Source organism: Stenotrophomonas sp. YJH_SMC_6 (assembly GCF_059371335.1).
Genome location: NZ_JCAFUM010000007.1, coordinates 247,318 through 266,691 on the forward strand (window position 1 = coordinate 247,318; position 19,374 = coordinate 266,691).

Genomic DNA, 19,374 nt, shown 5'->3' on the forward strand with positions numbered 1-19,374 from the left:
AGTGGGCCGCCGCGCAAGAAATTCCGTAAGCGGCGACAATGAACGGATGAACCGACCCTGCAATATTGCCGCCCGCTTGCCTGAACTGGCGCGTGAACGGCCTGATCAGATCGCCATCCGCTGCCCTGGCCGCCGTGGCGCCGGCAACGGCATGGCCGCCTACGACGTGACCCTGGATTACCGCCAGCTGGACGCCCGCAGCGACGCCATGGCGGCCGGCCTGGCCGGCTACGGGATCGGCCGTGGAGTGCGCACGGTGGTGATGGTGCGGCCGTCGCCGGAGTTCTTCCTGCTGATGTTTGCCCTGTTCAAGCTGGGCGCGGTGCCGGTGCTGGTCGACCCGGGCATCGACAGGCGCGCGCTGAAGCAGTGCCTGGACGAGGCGCAGCCGGAGGCCTTCATCGGCATTCCGCTGGCGCACGTGGCGCGGCTGGTGCTGCGCTGGGCCCCCTCGGCGGCGCGCCTGGTGACCGTGGGCCGCCGCCTCGGCTGGGGCGGGACCACGCTGGCCGCGCTGGAGCGCGCCGGCGCCAAGGGTGGGCCGATGCTGGCCGCCACCGACGGCGAGGACATGGCCGCGATCCTGTTCACCAGCGGCTCCACCGGCGTGCCCAAGGGCGTGGTCTACCGCCACCGCCACTTCGTCGGCCAGATCCAGCTGCTGGGCAGCGCCTTCGGCATGGAAGCGGGCGGGGTGGACCTGCCGACCTTCCCGCCGTTCGCCCTGTTCGATCCTGCGCTGGGCCTGACCTCGGTCATCCCGGACATGGACCCGACCCGACCGGCGCAGGCCGACCCGGCGCGCCTGCACGACGCCATCCAGCGCTTCGGCGTGACCCAGCTGTTCGGCTCGCCGGCGCTGATGCGGGTGCTGGCGAAGCATGGCCGGCCGCTGCCGACGGTGACCCGGGTGACCTCGGCGGGTGCGCCGGTGCCACCGGACGTGGTCGCCACCATCCGCAGCCTGCTGCCGGCCGACGCGCAGTTCTGGACGCCGTATGGCGCCACCGAGTGCCTGCCGGTGGCGGTGGTCGAAGGCCGCGAGCTGGAACGCACGCGCGCCGCCACCGAGGCCGGCGCCGGCACCTGCGTGGGCAGCGTGGTGGCGCCGAACGAAGTGCGCATCATCGCCATCGATGACGCGCCGCTGGCCGATTGGTCGCAGGCGCGCGTGCTGGCGGTTGGCGAAGTGGGAGAAATCACGGTGGCTGGCCCGACCGCCACCGACAGCTACTTCAACCGCCCGCAGGCCACGGCTGCAGCGAAGATCCGCGAGACGCTGGCCGATGGCAGCACCCGCGTGGTGCATCGCATGGGCGACGTCGGTTACTTCGATGCGCAGGGTCGCCTGTGGTTCTGCGGGCGCAAGACGCAGCGCGTGGAAACCGCGCGCGGACCGCTGTACACCGAACAGGTCGAGCCGGTGTTCAACACCGTCGCAGGCGTGGCGCGCACCGCGCTGGTCGGTGTCGGCGCCGCCGGTGCGCAGGTGCCGGTGCTGTGCGTGGAACTGCTGCGCGGCCAGTCCGACAGCCCGGCGCTGCAGGAAGCGCTGCGTGCGCATGCCGCAGCGCGCACGCCTGAGGCCGGCCTGCAGCACTTCCTGGTGCATCCGGCGTTCCCCGTCGATATCCGTCACAACGCCAAGATCGGCCGCGAGAAGCTCGCCGTCTGGGCCAGCGCCGAACTGGAGAAGCGCGCATGAAGATCCTGGTCACCGGTGGTGGTGGGTTCCTTGGCCAGGCGCTGTGCCGCGGGCTGGTCGAACGTGGCCACCAGGTACTGGCGTTCAACCGCAGCCATTACCCGGAGCTGCAGGTGATGGGCGTGGGCCAGATCCGTGGCGACCTGGCCGACCCGCAGGCGGTCCTGCATGCGGTGGCCGGCGTCGATGCGGTATTCCACAACGGTGCCAAGGCCGGTGCGTGGGGCAGCTATGACAGCTACCACCAGGCCAATGTGGTCGGCACCGACAACGTCATCGCCGCCTGCCGTGCGCACGGTATCGGCCGGCTGGTCTACACCTCCACGCCCAGCGTGACGCACCGGGCCACCCACCCGGTGGAAGGCCTCGGCGCCGACGAGGTGCCGTACGGCGAAGATCTCCAGGCGCCCTATGCGGCCACCAAGGCGATTGCCGAACAGCGCGTGCTGGCGGCCAATGACGCGTCGCTGGCGACGGTGGCGCTGCGTCCGCGCCTGATCTGGGGCCCTGGCGACCAGCAGCTGGTACCGCGCCTGGCCGAACGTGCACGACAGGGCCGCCTGCGCCTGGTGGGCGATGGCAGCAACAAGGTCGATACCACCTACATCGACAACGCCGCGCTTGCCCACTTCCTCGCCTTCGAGGCACTGGCGCCCGGTGCCGCATGTACAGGCAAGGCCTACTTCATTTCCAACGGCGAACCGCTGCCGATGCGCGAGCTGGTCAACAAGCTGCTGCAGGCGGTGGGTGCACCGGCCGTGGACAAGGCGATCAGCTTCAAGACCGCCTACCGTATCGGCGCCATCTGCGAGAGGCTGTGGCCGCTGCTGCGCCTGCGCGGCGAACCGCCGTTGACCCGGTTCCTGGCCGAACAGCTGTGCACGCCGCACTGGTACAGCATGGAGCCGGCGCGCCGAGACTTCGGTTACGTGCCGCAGGTCAGCATCGAAGAGGGACTGCGCAGGCTGAAGGCTTCATCTGCTGCATAGATCGCCATCACTGGTTGCACACCGCAGGATCGGGAGGATGGACCCACGCCATCCAAGGCTCGACCACCCGCGAGGAGCGCCATGCTGCATTACGCCATCATTTTCTTTGTCATCGCCATCATCGCCGCCGTTCTGGGTTTCTCCGGTATCGCCGGCGCCGCAACGAACATCGCCTGGATCCTGTTCGTGGTGTTCCTGATCCTTGCGGTGATCTCGATGTTCCGCAAGCGAGGCTAGCCGGTAGTGCCGGCCGCTGGCCGGCATCGCTGTCCGCAGAGTCGAGCCATGCTCGACTCTGCGTGCGATCACCACGTTACACAGCGCTCTGCAGCCCGCGATCGGCCTCATGGCGTTCCAACGCCAGTTCGATCAGGCGCGTGATCAGCGTGGTGTAGTCAACACCGCTGGCGCCCCACAACTTCGGGTACATGCTGATGTGGGTGAAGCCCGGCAGCGTGTTGACCTCGTTGATGACGATCTCGCCGTCTGCGGTGAGGAACACATCCACGCGCGCCATGCCCGCACACTCCAGCGTCTGGTAGGCCTGCCGCGCGATCTGCTGGATACGCGCCTGGGTGGCGGCGTCGATGTCGGCCGGCACCACCACGTCAGCGCCATTGGCATTGATGTACTTGGTGTCGTAGGCGTAGAACTCGTCGTGCACCACCACCTCGCCGCATACGCTGGCCTGCGGGTGCTCGTTGCCCAGCACCGCGCATTCGATCTCGCGGCCGACCACCGCCGATTCCACCAGCACCTTGTGGTCGTAGCGCAGCGCCAATGCCAGTGCCTCGGCAAAGCCCGCCGCATCCTTGACCTTGCTCACACCCACCGACGAACCCTGGTTGGCCGGCTTCACGAACAGCGGCAGGCCGAGCTGGGCGATGACTGCATCGGGATCCACCTCCGCGGCCTGATGGCGGCGGATGCACAGCCACGGCGCCACCTGCAGCCCCGCGTCGCGCAGCAGGCGCTTGGTCACGTCCTTGTCCATCGCCACCGCCGAGCCCAGTACCGGCGAACCGACGAAGGGCAGGTTCGCCATGCGCAGCAGGCCCTGCAGCGCACCGTCCTCGCCCAGTGGCCCGTGCACGATCGGAAGCACCACATCGATCTGGCCCAGCGCACTGGCCGTATCGGACGGCTGCAGCTGCGCCTGCTCGGCGCCCGGGCGCATCGCCAGCGACTGGCCCGAGCGATGCAGCGCGATGCGCGATGGATCATCGGCATTGATCAGGAAGGTATCCGGCTGGCTCAGATGCCACTGGCCCTGCTTGTCGATGCCGACCAGCACCGGCTCGAAGCGCTCGCGATCAAGCGCATCGAGGATGTTCTTCGCCGACTGCAGCGAAACTTCGTGCTCGGAGGACTTGCCCCCGAAAATGATGCCAACCCGGGTCCGTGCCATGGGGAATGCGATGTCCTGTGCGTTGCGTGGCCCCATAGCATGAACCTTCATCGGCCCACCGCGTGAGGCACAGATGAACCAGAAATCCATCCACGCATGGCGTGGATCTACCGTCCTCATGGCCCATCAACAGGGGTCGGAGCCCGTTGCGCTACAACGGGATCCGACCCCACGGACGACAGGAAACTGTCGAAGGCGGGGTGGGTCCGGTTGTGGGGGCGTGAGCCGCATGGATGCGGCGACCGAGCTTACATGGACGTACTTGCAGCGTCCCCCGCAACCGGACCCACCCCGCCATCCCACGGATAGCCAGCTTTTGATGTTGATCTTGCCGGCCAGCGGCCGGCACTACCACGGGTGCCGGGCGGCAGCCCGGCAGCCCGGCAGCCCGGCCCAAGCCCCCCACCCACGCAGGTAGAATGCGCACATGGCTCTCTCCCTGCTCAAGTCCCTCAAGCCGGTCGCTGGCCGCGCCCTGCAGATCGCCCTGAACCGCGCGCTGGCGCTGGATCCGGATACCCGCCATGCACTGGCCAGCCTCGATGGCCGGCATATCGACCTGACCCTGGAAGCGCCGGCGCTGGCGATGCGCATCAGCGTCGACGGCGACCAGCTGCGGGTCGGCCCGGTGGATGCGCAGGAGGCCGACCTGGCCGTGCGCAGCAGCCTGGCCGGCGTGCTGGCGCAGCTGCCACTGCTGGCCAACGCACGACGCGGCGACAACAACGGCAAGGGCCGTGTGCGCGTGGCCGGCGATGCCGAGCTGGCGCGCCGCCTGCAGCAACTGGCCAAGGGCTTCGATCCGGACTGGCAGCAGCCTTTCGTCAGCGTATTCGGCGAAGTACTGGGCGTGCAGGTCGCCAACACCCTGCGCAGCGCCCTGCAGCACGCGCGCCAGGGGGCGATCGATCTGGCCCACAGCGCCGCTGAGTTCATCACCGAGGAGTCGCGCGATGTGGTGCCGCGCGCCGAGCTGGATGCCTTCCACGACGACGTGGATGTGCTGCGCGATGACGTGGAGCGCCTTGGTGCACGCGTGCAGCGCCTGCGGGGTGCCGCATGAAGGCCGTGCTGCGGGCCAGCCGCATTGGCCGGGTGATCCTGCGTTACCGCCTCGACGACCTGCTGCAGGACACGCCGGCCGAGCGCTGGCTGCGCCTGGCCAAGCCGTTCGTGCCGCGCGCCTCGGCCAGCATCGCTTCGCAGTCGCGCGGTGCGCGCCTGCGCCTGGCGCTGCAGGATCTCGGCCCGATCTTCGTCAAGTTCGGCCAGATCCTGTCCACCCGCCGCGACCTGGTGCCGCCGGACGTGGCCAACGAACTGACCCTGCTGCAGGACCGGGTCAAGCCGTTCGATGGCGAGACCGCGCGCCGCATCGTCGAGGACGCGCTCGGCCTGCCGGTCAGCGAGGCCTTCGCCAGCTTCGACACCGAACCGCTGGCCTCGGCCTCGATCGCGCAGGTGCACGCGGCCACGCTGGCTGATGGTCGCCAGGTGGTGGTCAAGGTACTTCGACCGGGCATCGAGAAGCAGATCGACGCGGATATTGCCCTGCTCAATTCGCTGGCCGCGCTGGTCGAGCGCACCCACCCGCGCGCCGACAAGATCCGGCCGCGCGAAGTGGTGGCCGAGGTCGAGAACACCCTGGCCGCCGAGCTGGACCTGCAGCGCGAAGGCGCCAACGCCAGCGTGCTGCGCCGCTTCTGGGAAAACAGCGACGACCTGTACGTGCCGGAAGTGATCTGGAGCCACACCGCCGAGCGCGCGCTGACCCTGGAGCGCGTTTGGGGCATTCCGTCCGATGACATCGCTGCACTGGACAAGGCCGGCATCGACCGCAAGGCGCTGGCCGCCAAGGGCGTGCGGGTGTTCTATACCCAGGTGTTCCGCGACAACTTCTTCCACGCCGATGCGCACGCCGGCAACATCTGGGTCGACACCGATCCGGCGCGCCGTGCCAATCCGCGCTTCATCGCGCTGGACTTCGGCATCATGGGCCAGCTCTCGCAGGAAGATCAGTACTACCTGGCCGAGAACTTCATGGCCATCTTCAACCGCGATTACCGCCGCATCGCCGAACTGCACGTGCAGGCACGCTGGATGCCCGACCACGTACGCATCGACGATCTGGAAGCGGCCGTGCGTTCAGTGTGCGAGCCGTACTTCACCCGTCCGCTGTCGCAGATCTCGCTGGCCGAAGTGCTGATGAAGCTGTTCCGGGTGGCGCAGCGCTACCAGCTGACGCTGCAGCCGCAGCTGATCCTGCTGCAGAAGACCCTGCTGAACATCGAGGGCGTCGGCCGCCAGCTGGACCCGCAGATCGACATCTGGGCGGTGGCCAAGCCGGTGCTGGCGAAGATCCTGCGCGAGCGCTACAGCCCGCGCCGGGTGGTGCGCGAGCTGGGCAAGCGCCTGCCGGAAATCATGACCCATGCGCCGGACATGCCGCGGCTGGTGCACGCCTGGCTGACCCAGCAGGTGGAAGGCCGCCACGAACTGGCGATGCGTTCGCGCGATCTGGTCGCGCTCGACGCCAGCCTGCAGCGCCTGCAGAAGCGCGCCGTGGGCGCGATCACCGGTGTGGGCCTGCTCGCCATCGCTGCACTGATGTATGTGCTGCAGCCGCCGGGCTGGTACTGGGGCGACGTGCCGGCGTGGAGCTGGCTGTCCGGTGCGGTCGGCGTGGTGGCGCTGGCGCGCGCGTGGTGGCGCTGACCCCGGCAGATTGAAGATCGGCGGCACGGTACGCCGCCGATCAATTACAGGCTCACCAGTGGTAGCCCAGGCCCAGGTGCGACTGCACACTCTGGAAGCTGTCCAGGCGCGTCCTGTGCCAGGTCTTGCCGATACCCACGTCCAGCACCAGATGCTCACCCAATGGCTGGCTGCGGCGCAGGAAGGCACGCCGTGCATCGTGCTCGCGCAGCAGCAGCGGATCGGACTCGGCGGTATAGCCGGACGTGCCGCTGCCCAGCCACAGCTGGGTCGAACCACGGCCTTGCCCATCCTTCAGCCGCAGCGACAGTGTGGTGCCATGCCCATCCGGTCCATTGGACTGGCGGTGCCGCTCGTGGCGCAGTGAGGCAGTCACGCGCGGGAAGTAATGCGAGGCACCCACCGACCAGCCGCTCACATGGGCGCCGGCATGGTACTGGGCGTATTTGCCGCCCACGCTCAGTACGGTCTGCGGTGTCACGTTCCACTGGATGTCCTGGTTGACCTGGCGGTTGACGAACACCGGATCATCGTTGGATGCCGTGACAGCGGTGCGGGTGGACAGGCGCGGGCTCCAGCGATGGTGCAGCGAGCCCTGCATGCGGTTGCCGCTGAATCGCCTGCTGCCGTAGTCACGCTCGCCATGGGCCAACCCCAGGTGCCAGCGGCTGCCGCCACTGCGTCCGGCCACGTCCACGGTCTGTACGTCGCGCTTGCCGAAGCCATCGCTGTAGTCGGCATGGTCCAGCTGCACCGTGACACGGTCGACGCCGGCGTGGGCGCTGCAGACAGCCAGCAGCAGGGCGCATGGCAGTGCGCCACGGATGATCAATCGCATGGGGTTACTCCAGGGGTTGGGAATGCAATGACTGCAGCAGCCGGTAGCGGCCGGGCGGCAGGTTTCGTTCCACGGTGATGCGCGGCCCGAACTGGCTTCCCGGCGCGACGATGCGGCCGGGCAGGATGATCACGCCGACGCCCAGCGCGGCACCTTCGCCGATCCAGGCGCCGAGCTTGTCGCGCTGGCTGTCGATGACGGTGTCGCCGATGTGGACGGTGACCGTTGCCCCATCCAGGCGATGGTTGCTGGTACGCACCAGGGTGCCGAGATAGACCCGGTCATCGATGCGGCTGTCGGCGATGAAGCACTGCGGGCCGATGCTGACCTGGCTGCCCAACCGTGCGTTCTTCAGTTCGCTGGCAAAGCCGATACGCGTGCCGTCACCGATGCACAGCGGGCCGCGCAGCAGTGCGTTGTTGCCGATCAGGCAGTCGCGGCCGATCGACACCGGACCCTGGACATGGGCGCCGTCGCAGATGCGACTGCCGGCACCGATCCGTACGGCGCCGTGCAGGGTGGCCCGTGGCGAGACCTCCGCGTCGGGATCAGTGTGGGGCGCAAGTGTCGACAGTGCCTCGGCCATCGCGGCGAGGTCATTCCACCACATGCGGGTACCTCGTCGGCTTGTCGCGCACGGGTTCGCGGCCGGTGAACAGCCCCGCCAGGCCATGAAACAGCCAGATCGCATAGGCGAGCAGTACATACAGCATCGAGAAGGCCGCCGCCGGCACCAGCCACGCGCGTCGGTGGTGGATGGCACTGATCACTGCCAGCAGCATGACGATGCCGGTCCAGAACAGCGGCATCACCGACAGGGCAAGGCCACCCGGTCCGTGCAGCCGGGCCGCGCCGAACCATACCTGCAGCGACAGCATGATGCCGGCCAGGGCGAGCAGCATCATCGGCAGGATGCTGAAAATGCCGAAGCGTGTCAGCAGCAGGCGGCGATGCAGGCGCATGCATACCGCATAGCCGACGATCCAGCGTCGCCAGCGCCGCCATTCCTCCACCAGCGTGTTGCATTCCTGCGGGTAGACCACGCAGCGGATGCTCTGGCGAACCCGATAGCCCTGCGCAACCAGCGACCAGGACATGTCGAGGTCTTCCACGCGGGTGCGATCGGAAAATCCGACCTTGCGCAGCACCGAAGTACGGAACAGGCCACACGAGCCGGAAACGATGAACGGTGCGCCGCCCAGCCATTGCTGGAAGCTGCGCTTGATCACGATCATCGGCAGTTTCAGGCTGGCGCGCACATGGGGGAGGAAGCCGGCGCCCTGCAGGCTGGACGAGGGGACCCCGCCAACCGCATCGGCGCCGCGCTCGATCTCGGCCAGCAGATGACCCAGGCCATGGCTGCGCGGATCGATATGGGTATCTGCATCGGTCAGGAACACCTGCTCGGCGGTTGCGTGCTGCAGCCCGTGCATCAGCGCACCGCCCTTGCCGGTGTTGGCCTGGTGCACGGCCACCAGGCGCCCGGGCCAGCGCGCCTGCAGCGCATCAAGCACCTGAGCCGTGTTGTCGGTGGAACCATCGTTGACACAGATCACCCGCGCCACGTACGGGTTTTCCAGCAGGCTGGCCAGCGAGCGCTCCAGGCATGGGGCTTCGTTGTAGGCCGGCACGATCGCGTCGATGCTGTACAGGCGGGTGCTGGGCCGGCGCGAGGCCTGCACGCAGATTCGTACCAGGATGAAAGCGCACATGGCCAGGAACAACAGCGTCTTCATCAAAGCACCAGACGGTAGGGCAGGAAGCCCTCGCTGGGACCGATGCCGATCTGCTGGCCACGGAACTGCGCATGGCAGCGGAGGTGGCTTTCCTGCATGTAGTGGCGATCGCCCTGGCTGGCATGCTCGCGCAGCGCGTGGATCTTCAGCTCCAGCTGCGCGCTGATGTCCTCGAACACCTGCGGCGCGAACTGCGGCAGGGTGCTGGGACTCTCATAACAGAGGATCTGCGGAATGTGGCGGCAGGCGATGATCGACGCTTCGTGAACGGTGCGATGGTCCTGGTGATGATCCTCACCACACATCGTGTAGATGCGGTCTGGTTCGATCAGCGTGCAGATCTGTTCGATCGACGCAATGATGTCGTTGCGGCAGGCGGGGAATCGCGTGTCCGGGAAATCCTGCTGGATCACCTCGGCCACCCCGAGCCGGCGCAGGGCGCGATGCGATTCATCGCTGCGATCGACGCCGGCGTGGCAGCCCCGGCCGCCGCGGCTGAGTACCAGTGCATGGATGCGTGAGCCGGCGCGGGCGAGCTTTGCCAGGCTGCCACCGCAACCGAGTTCGATGTCATCTGGATGGGCACCGATTGCCAGAATGTTCAATGTCATGGCCGTGTCCTAGCGGAAGCCGGGTGCGCGGCGGCCAGGCATGCTGTCCCCGCGCGAAGGAGGCGGAAACTATCTCAGCGTGAAAATGCAGCAGCTCTAGGATTCATACGAAATTCCGGGATTCGGGTAAGAATGGACGCTGCGTCATGGCGAGCTCAGCGGAAAATGGCCCTGGAACTGTCGGAACTGAAGAACGAACTGGCCCACTTCGGTGCCGAAAACGACGCCCGTGAAGTCGAACGCGGCCGCCGCATGCTCAACATCACGCCAGATACGGGCGAATTCCTCGCGGTGCTGGTGCGCTTCGGCACTGCGCGCCGCGTACTGGAGATCGGCACCTCCAACGGCTATTCGACGCTGTGGCTGGCCGAGGCCGCCGCCGCCATCGACGGCCACGTGACTACGCTGGAATACGCCGAGGACAAGGCGGCGATGGCGCGTGACACCTTCGCGCGCAGTGGCCTGGCCGATCGCATCACGCTGGTCCACGACGATGCCGGGCCGTGGCTGGCAGAGGCCGCCGATGCCAGCATTGACCTGCTGTTCCTCGATTCGGACCGCGGGCAATACGCCGGCTGGTGGCCGCAGCTGCGCCGCGTGCTGCGTCCGGGTGGCCTGCTGGTGGTGGACAACGCCACCTCGCACGCGGAAGAGATGGAGCCGCTGTGCGTGCTGCTGGGCGCTGATCCGGACTTCAGCACCAGCCTGGTGCCGGTGGGCAACGGCGAGCTGCTGGCCGTACGCAACGCCTGACCGCCGCGCTGCCCGCGCCTGATCCGGTAGTGCCGGCCGCGCCTGATCTGGTAGTGCCGGCCGCTGGCCGGCAAGCCCAGCAGCCAGACGATCCGCAGGCAGCCGGCCAGCGGCCGGCTCTACCGCATTCAGTACCCAGCCCCGATAATTCCGCCGTGAGCACCGAACCTGCCACCCTCGCCGCGGTCGAGACCTACACCGCGCCCCTGCAGCTGCTGCACCTGGATGAGCGCCTGGCTGTGGTCAACAAGCCTGCCGGGCTGATGGTCCACGACAGCAAGCTGGCCCGTGGCGAAGACGACTTCCTGGCCGACCGCCTGCGCGAGCAGCTGGGCCGCCCGATCTTCCTCGTGCATCGCCTGGACCGGGCCACCAGTGGCTGCCTGCTGCTGGCCTTTGACCGCGAGACCGCCAGTGCGCTGGGCAAGGCGCTGATGGGTGGCGAGGTGCTGAAGGACTACCTGACCGTCTGCCGGGGCTGGCCGGCCGAACTCGCCTGGCAGGTCGATCATGATCTGGACGGCGGCCCGGGCAAGCCGGTGAAAAAGCCGGCGGTCACCGACTTCCAGCGCCTGGCCACCGGCGAGTTGTCGGTGCCGGTCGGTGAATTCACCAGCTCGCGTTATGCGTTGCTGCGCTGCCAGCCCCAGACCGGGCGCTTCCGGCAGATCCGCCGGCACCTCAAGCACCTGTCGCATCACATGATCGGCGACACCAGCCATGGTGATGGCCGCCACAACCGCATCTTCCGCATGCAGGGCGTGCACCGCATGCTGCTGCACGCCGAGCGCCTGCGCTTCCCGCATCCTGAGGGCGGCAACGTGGATGTCAGTGCGCCGCTGGATCGTGAGTTCCAGAAGGCGCTGGACCTGTTCGGCTGGCAGGTGGACCTATAGACGGTAGTGCCGGCCGCTGGCCGGCATCTGCCTGATCCCAACCGTACGAGGTTGCCGGCCAGCGGCCGGCACGACCTCACTTCTTTTCCGGCTCGTTGACGATCGCTTCCAGGTCCTTCTGCAGGTCCGCGAACAGCGGCTGCATGCGCGCCTGGATCGCCACCATCACGTTCTGCATCAGGGCCGGGGTCTTGTCCAGCAGGCTCTGGCCGGCCGCGCTCTCGTAGAACTCGGCCATCGCCAGCACGTCTTCCCTGCTGAAAGTCTTCTTGTACAGGTCCACGTACATCGGCCGCAGCTGCTGCCAGGACAGTGCCTGGCGCAGGGTCTGGCTGGTCCGTGCCTGGATCCGCTTCAGCTGCTCCTGCTGCTGGGCATTGAGCTGGCGCTGTGCGGCCACCTGCTGGAACTGCTGCTGCTGCATCGCCTCGATCTGCGGCAGCATGGTGTCGATCATGCTCTGCGCACGTGACGCGGACAGCAGACGGTTGATGTCGCCATCGGTCGGCGGCGCGGCCAGGGCGGGGACACTGGCCACGGCCAGCGCCAGCAGCAGGGCGGCGCGGCGCAGCAGGGAGGGCAGGGCGGGTGCGGAGCGGGTCATGCGAAGCTTCCTGCGGTACATGGGACGGCCAGCATACCCGCAGCCAAGGCGAAGGCGGCGTGTTCGGTACCTGATCGGCGGCATACGGCGCGCGATGCGCACTCCGACACGTGGCTGCCGCTACAATGCGCGGATGGGCAGTGGACCGGTCACCATCAACGCGCAGCTTGAAATCCCCGACGGCGAGATCGTCGAGCGGTTCGTGCGTGCCAGCGGTGCCGGTGGCCAGAACGTCAACAAGGTCTCCACTGCGGTGGAACTGCGTTTCGATGTGGCCAACTCGCCCTCGTTGCCCGAACCGTTGCGCACGCGCCTGCTGGCGCGGCGTGACCGGCGCATGACCGGCGAAGGCGTGCTGGTCATCGACGCGCAACGTTTCCGTACCCAGGATCGCAATCGCGAGGATGCGCGCGAGCGGCTGGCGGCCTTCATCCAGGCCGGGCTGAGCGTGCCCAAACCGCGCAAGGCCACCAAGCCGACCCTCGGGTCGAAACTGCGTCGTCTGGACGCCAAACGCGGGCGCGCGCAGATCAAGCGCGGGCGCTCATCACGTGACTGGGAGTGATTGCTTGAACAACCCGACTCCGCTGCTGCCGGCCGTGCCGCCGCAGATGCCACAGGTCAAACCCAACGCCTTCCTGCGCTGGCTGGCGCGCTGCACCCTGCGCATGGGCGGCTGGAAGGTGACCGGCACCCTGCCTGACATCCCGCGCCTGGTGTTCATCATCGCGCCGCATTCGTCCAACTGGGACGGCCTGTGGGGCATGGCGGCCAAGATCGCGCTGGGCATGAAGGTGAAGGTGCTGGGCAAGGCCTCGCTGTTCTGGTGGCCGCTGGGGCCGCTGCTGCACAAGCTGGGCGTGATCCCGCTGGACCGCAGCTCGCCGCAGGGCACGGTGGGCCAGGCGGTGGACCTGCTGCGCAACAACGAGAAGATGTGGTTCGCCATCACCCCCGAGGGCACCCGAAAGGCGGTGAAGGAGTGGAAGGCCGGCTTCCTGAAGATCGCCCGGATGGCCGACGTGCCGATCCTGGCCGCCTATTTCCATTACCCGGAAAAGACCATCGGCATCGGCCCGCTGTTCCAGCCGACCGGCGACGATGCTGCCGACATGGCCGCCATCCGCGAGTTCTACCGGCCGTGGATCGGCAAGACCCGCGGCACGGTCTGAGCCGGCCGCAGGCCGTCGCATAGACGCCACGTCCGGCACATGCCGGGCGAGCGCGACAGGAGTAGGGTGGAGGGCTGGTATTCCATACCGTCTGCCCAAGGAGCGTTTTACATGTCGCGTACCGTAGTCCTGGCCGCCGCCATCAGCCTGGCGCTGGCGGCCTGTTCCGGCAAGGAGTCCACCCCCGTGTCCGATGCCCAGAAAGCCCCGGCCCAGCAGCCGGCCGAAGCCTCCACCAATCCGCTGCTGAGCGCCAGCACGCTGCCGTTCCAGGCGCCGCAGTTCGACAAGATCAAGGACAGCGACTACCTGCCGGCCTTCGAAGAAGGCATGCGCCAGCACCTGGCCGACGTTCGCAAGATCGCCGACAGCAGCGAGCCGGCCACCTTCGACAACACCATCGTGGCGATGGAGCGCAGCGGCGAGACCCTGACCCGCGTGTCGCGCATCTTCTTCGGCCTGGTCCAGGCCGATACCAACGATGCGCGCCAGAAGATCCAGGAAGAAGTGGCGCCGAAGCTGGCTGCGCACCAGGACGAGATCAACCTCGACCCGAAGCTGTTCGCGCGCGTGAAGTCGATCTATGACCAGCGCGACACGCTTGAACTGGATCCGGTGCAGAAGCGCCTGGTCGAGCACTACTACGATGGCCTGGTGCGCGCCGGCGCACAGCTGTCCGACGCCGACAAGGCATCGCTGCGCAAGCTCAACGTGGAAGAAACCACCCTTTCCACCCAGTTCCACACCCGCCTGGTGGCCGCTACCGCCGCTGCGGCCGTTGTCGTTGACGACAAGGCCAAGCTGGCCGGCCTGGACGAGGATGCGATCAACAACGCCGCCAACGCAGCGAAGGAGCGCAAGCTGGATGGCAAGTTCCTGCTGCCGCTGCAGAACACCACCCAGCAGCCGGTGCTCGGCTCGCTGAGTGATCGTGACCAGCGTGCCGCCGTGCTGAAGGCTTCGGAAACCCGCGCCGAGCGTGGCGATGCCAACGACACCCGGCAGACCGTGCAGCGCCTGGCCCAGCTGCGTGCGCAGAAGGCCAAGCTGCTTGGCTTCGACACCTTCGCCGACTACCAGCTGGGCGACCAGATGGCCAAGACCCCGGCTGCCGCGCTGAAGCTGCTGACCGACACCGTGCCGGCCGCTACCGCCAAGGCGCGCGCCGAAGCCGGCGAGATCCAGAAGGTGATCGACGCGCAGAAGGGCGGCTTCCAGGTCGCCGCCTCGGACTGGGATTTCTACGCCGAGCAGGTGCGCAAGGCCAAGTACGATCTGGACGAGTCGCAGATCAAGCCGTACTTCGAACTGGACAACGTGCTGCAGAACGGCGTCTTCTACGCCGCCACCCAGCTGTACGGCATCACCTTCAAGCCGCGTACCGACATTCCGACCTACAACCCGGACATGAAGGTGTACGAAGTGTTCGACAAGGACGGCACCTCGCTGGCCCTGTTCTACACCGACTACTTCAAGCGTGACAGCAAGTCCGGCGGCGCCTGGATGGACGTGTTCGTCGAGCAGGACGGCCTGACCGGCGCCAAGCCGGTGGTCTACAACGTCTGCAACTTCACCAAGCCGGCCGCCGGCCAGCCTGCGCTGATCAGCTTCGACGACGTCACCACCATGTTCCATGAGTTCGGCCATGCACTGCATGGCATGTTCTCGAACGTGAAGTATCCGTCGATTGCCGGCACCGCCACCTCGCGCGACTTCGTCGAGTTCCCGTCGCAGTTCAACGAGCACTGGGCGCTGGACCCGAAGGTGTTCGCCAACTACGCCAAGCACTACAAGACCGGCGAGGCGATGCCGCAGGAGCTGGTCGACAAGATCCTCAAGGCACGCAGCTTCAACCAGGGCTATGCGACCACCGAGTACCTGTCGGCCGCACTGCTGGACCTGGCCTGGCACACGCAGAAGGCCGACGCGCCGCTGCAGGACGTCGGCGCCTTTGAAGCCAGCGCGCTGAAGAAGTTCAAGGTCGACCTGCCGCAGGTGCCGCCGCGTTACCGCACCACCTACTTCGACCACATCTGGGGTGGCGGTTACTCGGCCGGCTACTACGCCTACTTCTGGGCCGAAGTGCTGGATCATGACGCCTACCAGTGGTTCACCGAACACGGTGGCCTGACCGCCGCCAATGGCCAGGAATTCCGCGACAAGATCCTCTCGCGCGGCAACAGCGTGGAGCTGTCGACCCTGTACCGCGATTTCCGCGGCAAGGACCCGTCGGTGGAACCGCTGCTGAAGTTCCGCGGGCTGAAATAAGCGCGACCTGAAGTACGAAAGAAATAACGGCGGGGGAAACCCCGCCGTTTTTCGTTGAATCGATACCATCGACAGATTCCGCAGTTTGCCGCTCATCCACGCATGGCGTGGATCCATGTATCGACCAAGGTCGACACCCACCAGAAGCAGGCCATGCTGTTCCGACAGTTCGCGGAGATCTGTCGAAGGCGGGGGGGGTCCGGTTGCGGGGGTGTCCGCGGCATGGATGCCGCGGCCAAGCTTACAGGGACGTACTTGCAGCGTCCCCGCAACCGGACCCACCCCGCCATCCCCCAGGAAACCGGCTTTGGCTGTTGCTGTTGCTGTTGAGGTTGCCGGCCAGCGGCCGGCACTACCGGGTGCCGGGCACAGCCCGGCCATCACGTCCCCACGTGTACCCGGTTGGCCTGTTCGGCCAGGCCCAGGTGATCCAGCGCGATGTCCAGCGCCAGCACATAGCTCTGCGCACCGTACCCGGCGGCAATGCCCAGGCGCTGGCCGACACCGGCCGGCAGGCACGGCTCGGCCACCGCGCCGTCGTCATGTACTTCCACGTAGGCGTTGTGCAGGTAGGGCAGCAGGCGCTGAAGACGCAGGCTGTTGGCACACGCACCCGGGTCCAGCAGCGTCACCTCGCCACGGCTGTGGTCGGCCACGCGCAGGGCGTCCAGCAGTTCCTGTTCCGAGCCGCAGGCGCGTATCGCCACGCTGGTGCCGGCGTCGATCGCCCGGTGCACCAACGACTTCAGTACCGGTGCCGGCAGCGGCATGGCGGTACGGATCAGCGCACCGGCGGCTTCCGGGCCACGGATGATGAAGATCGACATGGCTCAGCCCTCCTGCGCCAGGCGGCGGCCGACGATGGCCAGCGACAACGGATAACCGGCCTGCTGGCTGCGCTGGTCGATGACCACCGCCGCCGGGCCATGCTGCAGTCGCAGGCGCGCCTCCAGGCCGGGCTCGCTGGGTGCCTGCAACTCGATGTACTGCGCCGGCAGCCGTTCCAGCGCCGCCTGCAGCGCACCGCCCTCGGCCTGCCATTGCGCCTCGTCGGCCACGCCGACATCCAGCAGCACCCAGTCGGCCGAACGCGCCTGCGGCTGGCACAGGCACTGGCGCACTTCGGACAGGCTGGCGCAGTCGCTGCACAGCACGCGATGGCCGTTCAGCTGCGCCGGCAATTGCGGGCGCGGCGCGGACGAAGATGCGTGGCGGATCACCAGGAGGGTCATACAACACCTTGCGGAATGCGCCCTGCGGCGCGGTGGGCACACGATGCGCGCGCTGGCCGTAAAGGTGCGATGCCCGCGGCCGGTCCCGCGCGTAAAACCTGCGTAACCCGGCACTACCGGGAACCTCTCCCCCCGTGTGTGGTCTGATGCAGCTACCACCCACCCGGAGCCTGCCATGGACGCCGTTGCCCGCCCTCCCTTTTCCGATCGCGCGCTGGCCTGGCTGAAGAAGGAGGCGCTGCCGTTGCTGGTGATGCTTGGCCTGCTCGCCGCCGCCCGCGATACCCTCGCCAACCACTACGTGGTGCCCAGCGGTTCGATGCAGCCGACCCTGCAGCCCGGCGACCGGGTGGTGGTGGACATGCGCGCCTACGGCCTGCGCCTGCCATTCACCAGCAGGGAACTGATGTCCACCGGCACGCCGCAGCGCGGCGAAGTGGCGGTATTCGATTCGCCAGCCGACGGCACCCGCCTGATCAAGCGCGTTGCCGCAGTGGCCGGTGACCATGTGCAGCTGCACGAAGGGCACCTGACCATCAACGGCCAGCCGCTGCAGACTGCGGACCTGCAGGATGTGGAAGCCTTCGGTGAACGCCGTGCCAGCCTCGATCTGGACATGGGGGGCGGCCCGGACATCGCCGACCTGGTGGTGCCGGACGGCAAGGTGCTGGTGCTGGGTGACCACCGTGGCAACAGCTTCGATGGCCGCTTCTTCGGCTTCGTAGATGCCGACAAGGTCTACGGCCGTGCGGTGGCGGTGTACTACCGCCGCGGCGACGGTTTCGAGTGGCAGCGCCTGTAAGCTGAATTGATACTTCTTGAGTATCAATCCTGACTTATCAGGTTATGGATCGACTGGATGGACGGGCCTAGTCTGAGGCCCGTTCCCTCCCACGCCCGGCCGTCCCCACCGGCCCTTCGATTCCATGACTGGCGAAACTGCGGCGGCCGTTGAAGGCCGTCCCTCCACTCTCGATACCGGCACCGACACCCGCATCCAGCAGGGCACCCCGGCCTTCCGCCGCACCGCGCTGGCGCTGTTCCTGGCCGGCTTCTCCACCTTCGGCCTGCTGTACACGGTGCAGCCGCTGCTGCCCGAGTTCAGCCGTCACTTCGGCGTGTCCGCCGCCGGCAGCGCGATGTCGCTGTCGTTGACCACTGGCACGCTGGCGGTGGCGATGCTGCTGGCCGGCCTGCTGTCCGACGCGGTCGGCCGTCGCCCGTTGATGATCGTTGCGCTGTTGGCGTCGGCCATGCTGTCGCTGTGCACCGCGCTGGTGGACGACTGGACCACGCTGCTGGTGCTGCGCACCCTGCTTGGCCTGGCGCTGAGCGGCGTGCCGGCGGTAGCGATGACCTACCTGGTCGAGGAAATGGACAGCCGCGCGCTGGGCCTGGCGATGGGCCTGTACATCGGCGGCAACGCCATCGGTGGCATGAGCGGGCGCCTGCTGGCCGGCATCATCGCCGACCATTGGGGCTGGCGCTGGGGCATCGGCGTGGTCTCGATCATCGCCGTGGCCAGCACCGTGCTGCTGTGGCTGCAGCTGCCACCGTCGCGGCACTTCCATGCACGTCGCGGCGGCCTGCGCCAATTGCCGTCGCGCTGGCGCACGCTGTTCGCCGACCCGGGCCTGCCGTGGCTGTTCGCCACCTCGTTCGTACTGATGGGCGTGTTCGTCACCCTCTACAATTACCTGGGCTATCACCTGCTGGCGCCGCCCTACCATCTCAGCCAGACCGTGGTCGGGCTGATCTTCAGCGTCTATCTGGTGGGTACCTTCAGTTCGGCGTGGATGGGCCAGCAGGCCACGCGCTACGGACGCGGCCGCATCCTGTCGATCTCGTTCGCGCTGATCGGCGCCGGCATCGCGCTGCTGGCGATGCCGTGGCTGAGCACGATGGCGCTGGGTATCGCACTGGTGACCTTCGGCTTCTTCGGTGGTCATTCCGTGGCCAGCAGCTGGGTTGGAAGCCGCGCCGGCGCGATGCGTGCGGAAGCCTCGGCGCTGTACCTGTTCGCCTACTACCTGGGGTCCAGCGTGCTGGGCGGTGTGGGTGGCCTGGCCTATGCAGCCTGGGACTGGCTTGGCGTGTGTGCGTTCGCCGCCGTGCTGACCCTGATCGGCGGTGGCATCGTCTGGGCGCTGCAGCAGCGCGCGCCGCAGCCGGTCACGGCGTGACCCAACGCACGGTAGTGCCGGCCGCTGGCCGGCAACCACGGTGTGGCGGGTTTGCCGAGGTAGAGTCGACTGTTAGTCGACTGCTCTTCCATCAGATCGCGAAAACCCCGCGCTGCGCGCGATAGTCGACTAACTGTGTAAACCCACCACGTTGTTCAGCAGGACTCTGGAAATAGGTGGCTGGCCACCGATCCCCATGTGAGGGCGGTGCCAGTTGTAGTGGTGCAGCCATTGGGTCAGCACGGAATTGCGCTGGTCCGAGGA

Annotated in this window: 21 protein-coding genes; 12 read left to right on the forward strand and 9 right to left on the reverse strand. The window is 67.4% G+C overall.

What is annotated here, in order from left to right; translation table 11 throughout:
* Positions 1 to 46: 46 nt before the first annotated feature.
* The 3 genes from oleC (at position 47) to AC5P9N_RS10385 (ending at position 2,931) form a co-directional block, all read left to right on the forward strand.
* Positions 47 to 1,705: an olefin beta-lactone synthetase gene (gene oleC, locus AC5P9N_RS10375; RefSeq protein ID WP_024956304.1), complete on the forward strand. Its 1,659-nt coding sequence runs from the start codon at positions 47 to 49 to the stop codon at positions 1,703 to 1,705.
* Entirely contained in the window at positions 1,702 to 2,694 is a 993-nt protein-coding gene (gene oleD, locus AC5P9N_RS10380; RefSeq protein ID WP_099485216.1) for a 2-alkyl-3-oxoalkanoate reductase, read from the forward strand. Before oleC ends, oleD begins: the two co-directional genes overlap by 4 nt.
* Before the next feature lie 81 nt (positions 2,695 to 2,775).
* Entirely contained in the window at positions 2,776 to 2,931 is a 156-nt protein-coding gene (locus tag AC5P9N_RS10385) for a DUF1328 domain-containing protein (protein WP_005407633.1), read from the forward strand.
* A 76-nt stretch (positions 2,932 to 3,007) separates the two neighbouring features.
* Here the strand turns inward: AC5P9N_RS10385 and ddlA are convergent, their stop codons facing one another.
* Complete coding sequence (gene ddlA / locus AC5P9N_RS10390; RefSeq protein ID WP_099485237.1) at positions 3,008 to 4,102, reverse strand: D-alanine--D-alanine ligase; 1,095 nt, start codon at positions 4,100 to 4,102, stop codon at positions 3,008 to 3,010.
* A gap of 427 nt (positions 4,103 to 4,529) precedes the next feature.
* Between ddlA and AC5P9N_RS10395 the strand changes: the two genes are divergently transcribed.
* On the forward strand, positions 4,530 to 5,165 hold the full coding sequence (locus AC5P9N_RS10395; RefSeq protein WP_049449322.1) for a ubiquinone biosynthesis accessory factor UbiJ: 636 nt from the start codon (positions 4,530 to 4,532) through the stop codon (positions 5,163 to 5,165).
* Positions 5,162 to 6,817, forward strand: coding sequence for a ubiquinone biosynthesis regulatory protein kinase UbiB (gene ubiB, locus AC5P9N_RS10400; RefSeq protein ID WP_059034153.1), 1,656 nt, complete (start codon positions 5,162 to 5,164; stop codon positions 6,815 to 6,817). The genes AC5P9N_RS10395 and ubiB overlap by 4 nt, the downstream gene beginning before the upstream one ends.
* 52 nt (positions 6,818 to 6,869) lie before the next feature.
* On the opposite strand, the gene AC5P9N_RS10405 is transcribed toward ubiB, so the two are convergent.
* The 4 genes from AC5P9N_RS10405 to AC5P9N_RS10420 are packed head-to-tail and all read right to left on the reverse strand — an operon-like array spanning position 6,870 to position 10,002.
* On the reverse strand, positions 6,870 to 7,655 hold the full coding sequence (locus AC5P9N_RS10405) for a YaiO family outer membrane beta-barrel protein (RefSeq protein ID WP_060380409.1): 786 nt from the start codon (positions 7,653 to 7,655) through the stop codon (positions 6,870 to 6,872).
* 4 nt (positions 7,656 to 7,659) lie between these two features.
* The gene (locus AC5P9N_RS10410; RefSeq protein ID WP_164212753.1) at positions 7,660 to 8,265 is read right to left on the reverse strand and encodes an LbetaH domain-containing protein; all 606 of its coding nucleotides are present in this window, start codon (positions 8,263 to 8,265) and stop codon (positions 7,660 to 7,662) included.
* Positions 8,252 to 9,391, reverse strand: a complete 1,140-nt coding sequence (locus AC5P9N_RS10415; protein WP_012478777.1) for a glycosyltransferase family 2 protein — start codon at positions 9,389 to 9,391, stop codon at positions 8,252 to 8,254. Before AC5P9N_RS10415 ends, AC5P9N_RS10410 begins: the two co-directional genes overlap by 14 nt.
* Complete coding sequence (locus tag AC5P9N_RS10420; RefSeq protein WP_099474633.1) at positions 9,391 to 10,002, reverse strand: PIG-L deacetylase family protein; 612 nt, start codon at positions 10,000 to 10,002, stop codon at positions 9,391 to 9,393. The genes AC5P9N_RS10415 and AC5P9N_RS10420 overlap by 1 nt, the downstream gene beginning before the upstream one ends.
* Positions 10,003 to 10,167: 165 nt before the next feature.
* Here AC5P9N_RS10420 and AC5P9N_RS10425 point away from each other — a divergent pair, with 165 nt between their 5' ends.
* Together AC5P9N_RS10425 and AC5P9N_RS10430 are read left to right on the forward strand one after the other, a co-directional pair.
* Positions 10,168 to 10,755: an O-methyltransferase gene (locus tag AC5P9N_RS10425; protein WP_099474635.1), complete on the forward strand. Its 588-nt coding sequence runs from the start codon at positions 10,168 to 10,170 to the stop codon at positions 10,753 to 10,755.
* Between the two features lie 155 nt (positions 10,756 to 10,910).
* Positions 10,911 to 11,651 carry a pseudouridine synthase gene (locus tag AC5P9N_RS10430; protein WP_164212752.1) on the forward strand — a complete coding sequence of 247 codons (741 nt, stop codon included), beginning with the start codon at positions 10,911 to 10,913 and terminating at the stop codon, positions 11,649 to 11,651.
* A 76-nt stretch (positions 11,652 to 11,727) separates the two neighbouring features.
* Here AC5P9N_RS10430 and AC5P9N_RS10435 read toward each other — a convergent pair whose 3' ends face one another.
* Positions 11,728 to 12,255: a DUF2059 domain-containing protein gene (locus AC5P9N_RS10435; RefSeq protein ID WP_099485213.1), complete on the reverse strand. Its 528-nt coding sequence runs from the start codon at positions 12,253 to 12,255 to the stop codon at positions 11,728 to 11,730.
* A 133-nt stretch (positions 12,256 to 12,388) separates the two neighbouring features.
* Between AC5P9N_RS10435 and arfB the strand changes: the two genes are divergently transcribed.
* The 3 genes from arfB to dcp all read left to right on the forward strand — a co-directional run bounded on the left by arfB (position 12,389) and on the right by dcp (position 15,695).
* A complete protein-coding gene (gene arfB / locus AC5P9N_RS10440) occupies positions 12,389 to 12,820 on the forward strand; it encodes an alternative ribosome rescue aminoacyl-tRNA hydrolase ArfB (protein ID WP_005407644.1) in 432 nt (143 codons plus the stop codon).
* Between the two features lie 4 nt (positions 12,821 to 12,824).
* Positions 12,825 to 13,427 (forward strand): lysophospholipid acyltransferase family protein, encoded by a 603-nt coding sequence (locus tag AC5P9N_RS10445; protein ID WP_005407645.1) that lies wholly within the window; start codon positions 12,825 to 12,827, stop codon positions 13,425 to 13,427.
* Positions 13,428 to 13,538: 111 nt separating this feature from the next.
* On the forward strand, positions 13,539 to 15,695 hold the full coding sequence (gene dcp, locus AC5P9N_RS10450; RefSeq protein ID WP_012478784.1) for a peptidyl-dipeptidase Dcp: 2,157 nt from the start codon (positions 13,539 to 13,541) through the stop codon (positions 15,693 to 15,695).
* Between the two features lie 380 nt (positions 15,696 to 16,075).
* Here the strand turns inward: dcp and AC5P9N_RS10455 are convergent, their stop codons facing one another.
* Together AC5P9N_RS10455 and AC5P9N_RS10460 are read right to left on the reverse strand one after the other, a co-directional pair.
* Positions 16,076 to 16,522: a 3-dehydroquinate dehydratase gene (locus AC5P9N_RS10455; RefSeq protein ID WP_004153636.1), complete on the reverse strand. Its 447-nt coding sequence runs from the start codon at positions 16,520 to 16,522 to the stop codon at positions 16,076 to 16,078.
* Between the two features lie 3 nt (positions 16,523 to 16,525).
* On the reverse strand, positions 16,526 to 16,927 hold the full coding sequence (locus AC5P9N_RS10460; protein WP_005407647.1) for a hypothetical protein: 402 nt from the start codon (positions 16,925 to 16,927) through the stop codon (positions 16,526 to 16,528).
* A 175-nt stretch (positions 16,928 to 17,102) separates the two neighbouring features.
* Between AC5P9N_RS10460 and lepB the strand changes: the two genes are divergently transcribed.
* Complete coding sequence (lepB, locus tag AC5P9N_RS10465) at positions 17,103 to 17,729, forward strand: signal peptidase I (protein ID WP_005407648.1); 627 nt, start codon at positions 17,103 to 17,105, stop codon at positions 17,727 to 17,729.
* Positions 17,730 to 17,853: 124 nt separating this feature from the next.
* On the forward strand, positions 17,854 to 19,110 hold the full coding sequence (locus AC5P9N_RS10470) for an MFS transporter (RefSeq protein ID WP_012478788.1): 1,257 nt from the start codon (positions 17,854 to 17,856) through the stop codon (positions 19,108 to 19,110).
* Between the two features lie 129 nt (positions 19,111 to 19,239).
* Here the strand turns inward: AC5P9N_RS10470 and AC5P9N_RS10475 are convergent.
* Positions 19,240 to 19,374 (reverse strand): integrase core domain-containing protein (locus AC5P9N_RS10475; protein ID WP_224481892.1); only part of this gene is annotated, 135 nt, incomplete at its 5' end.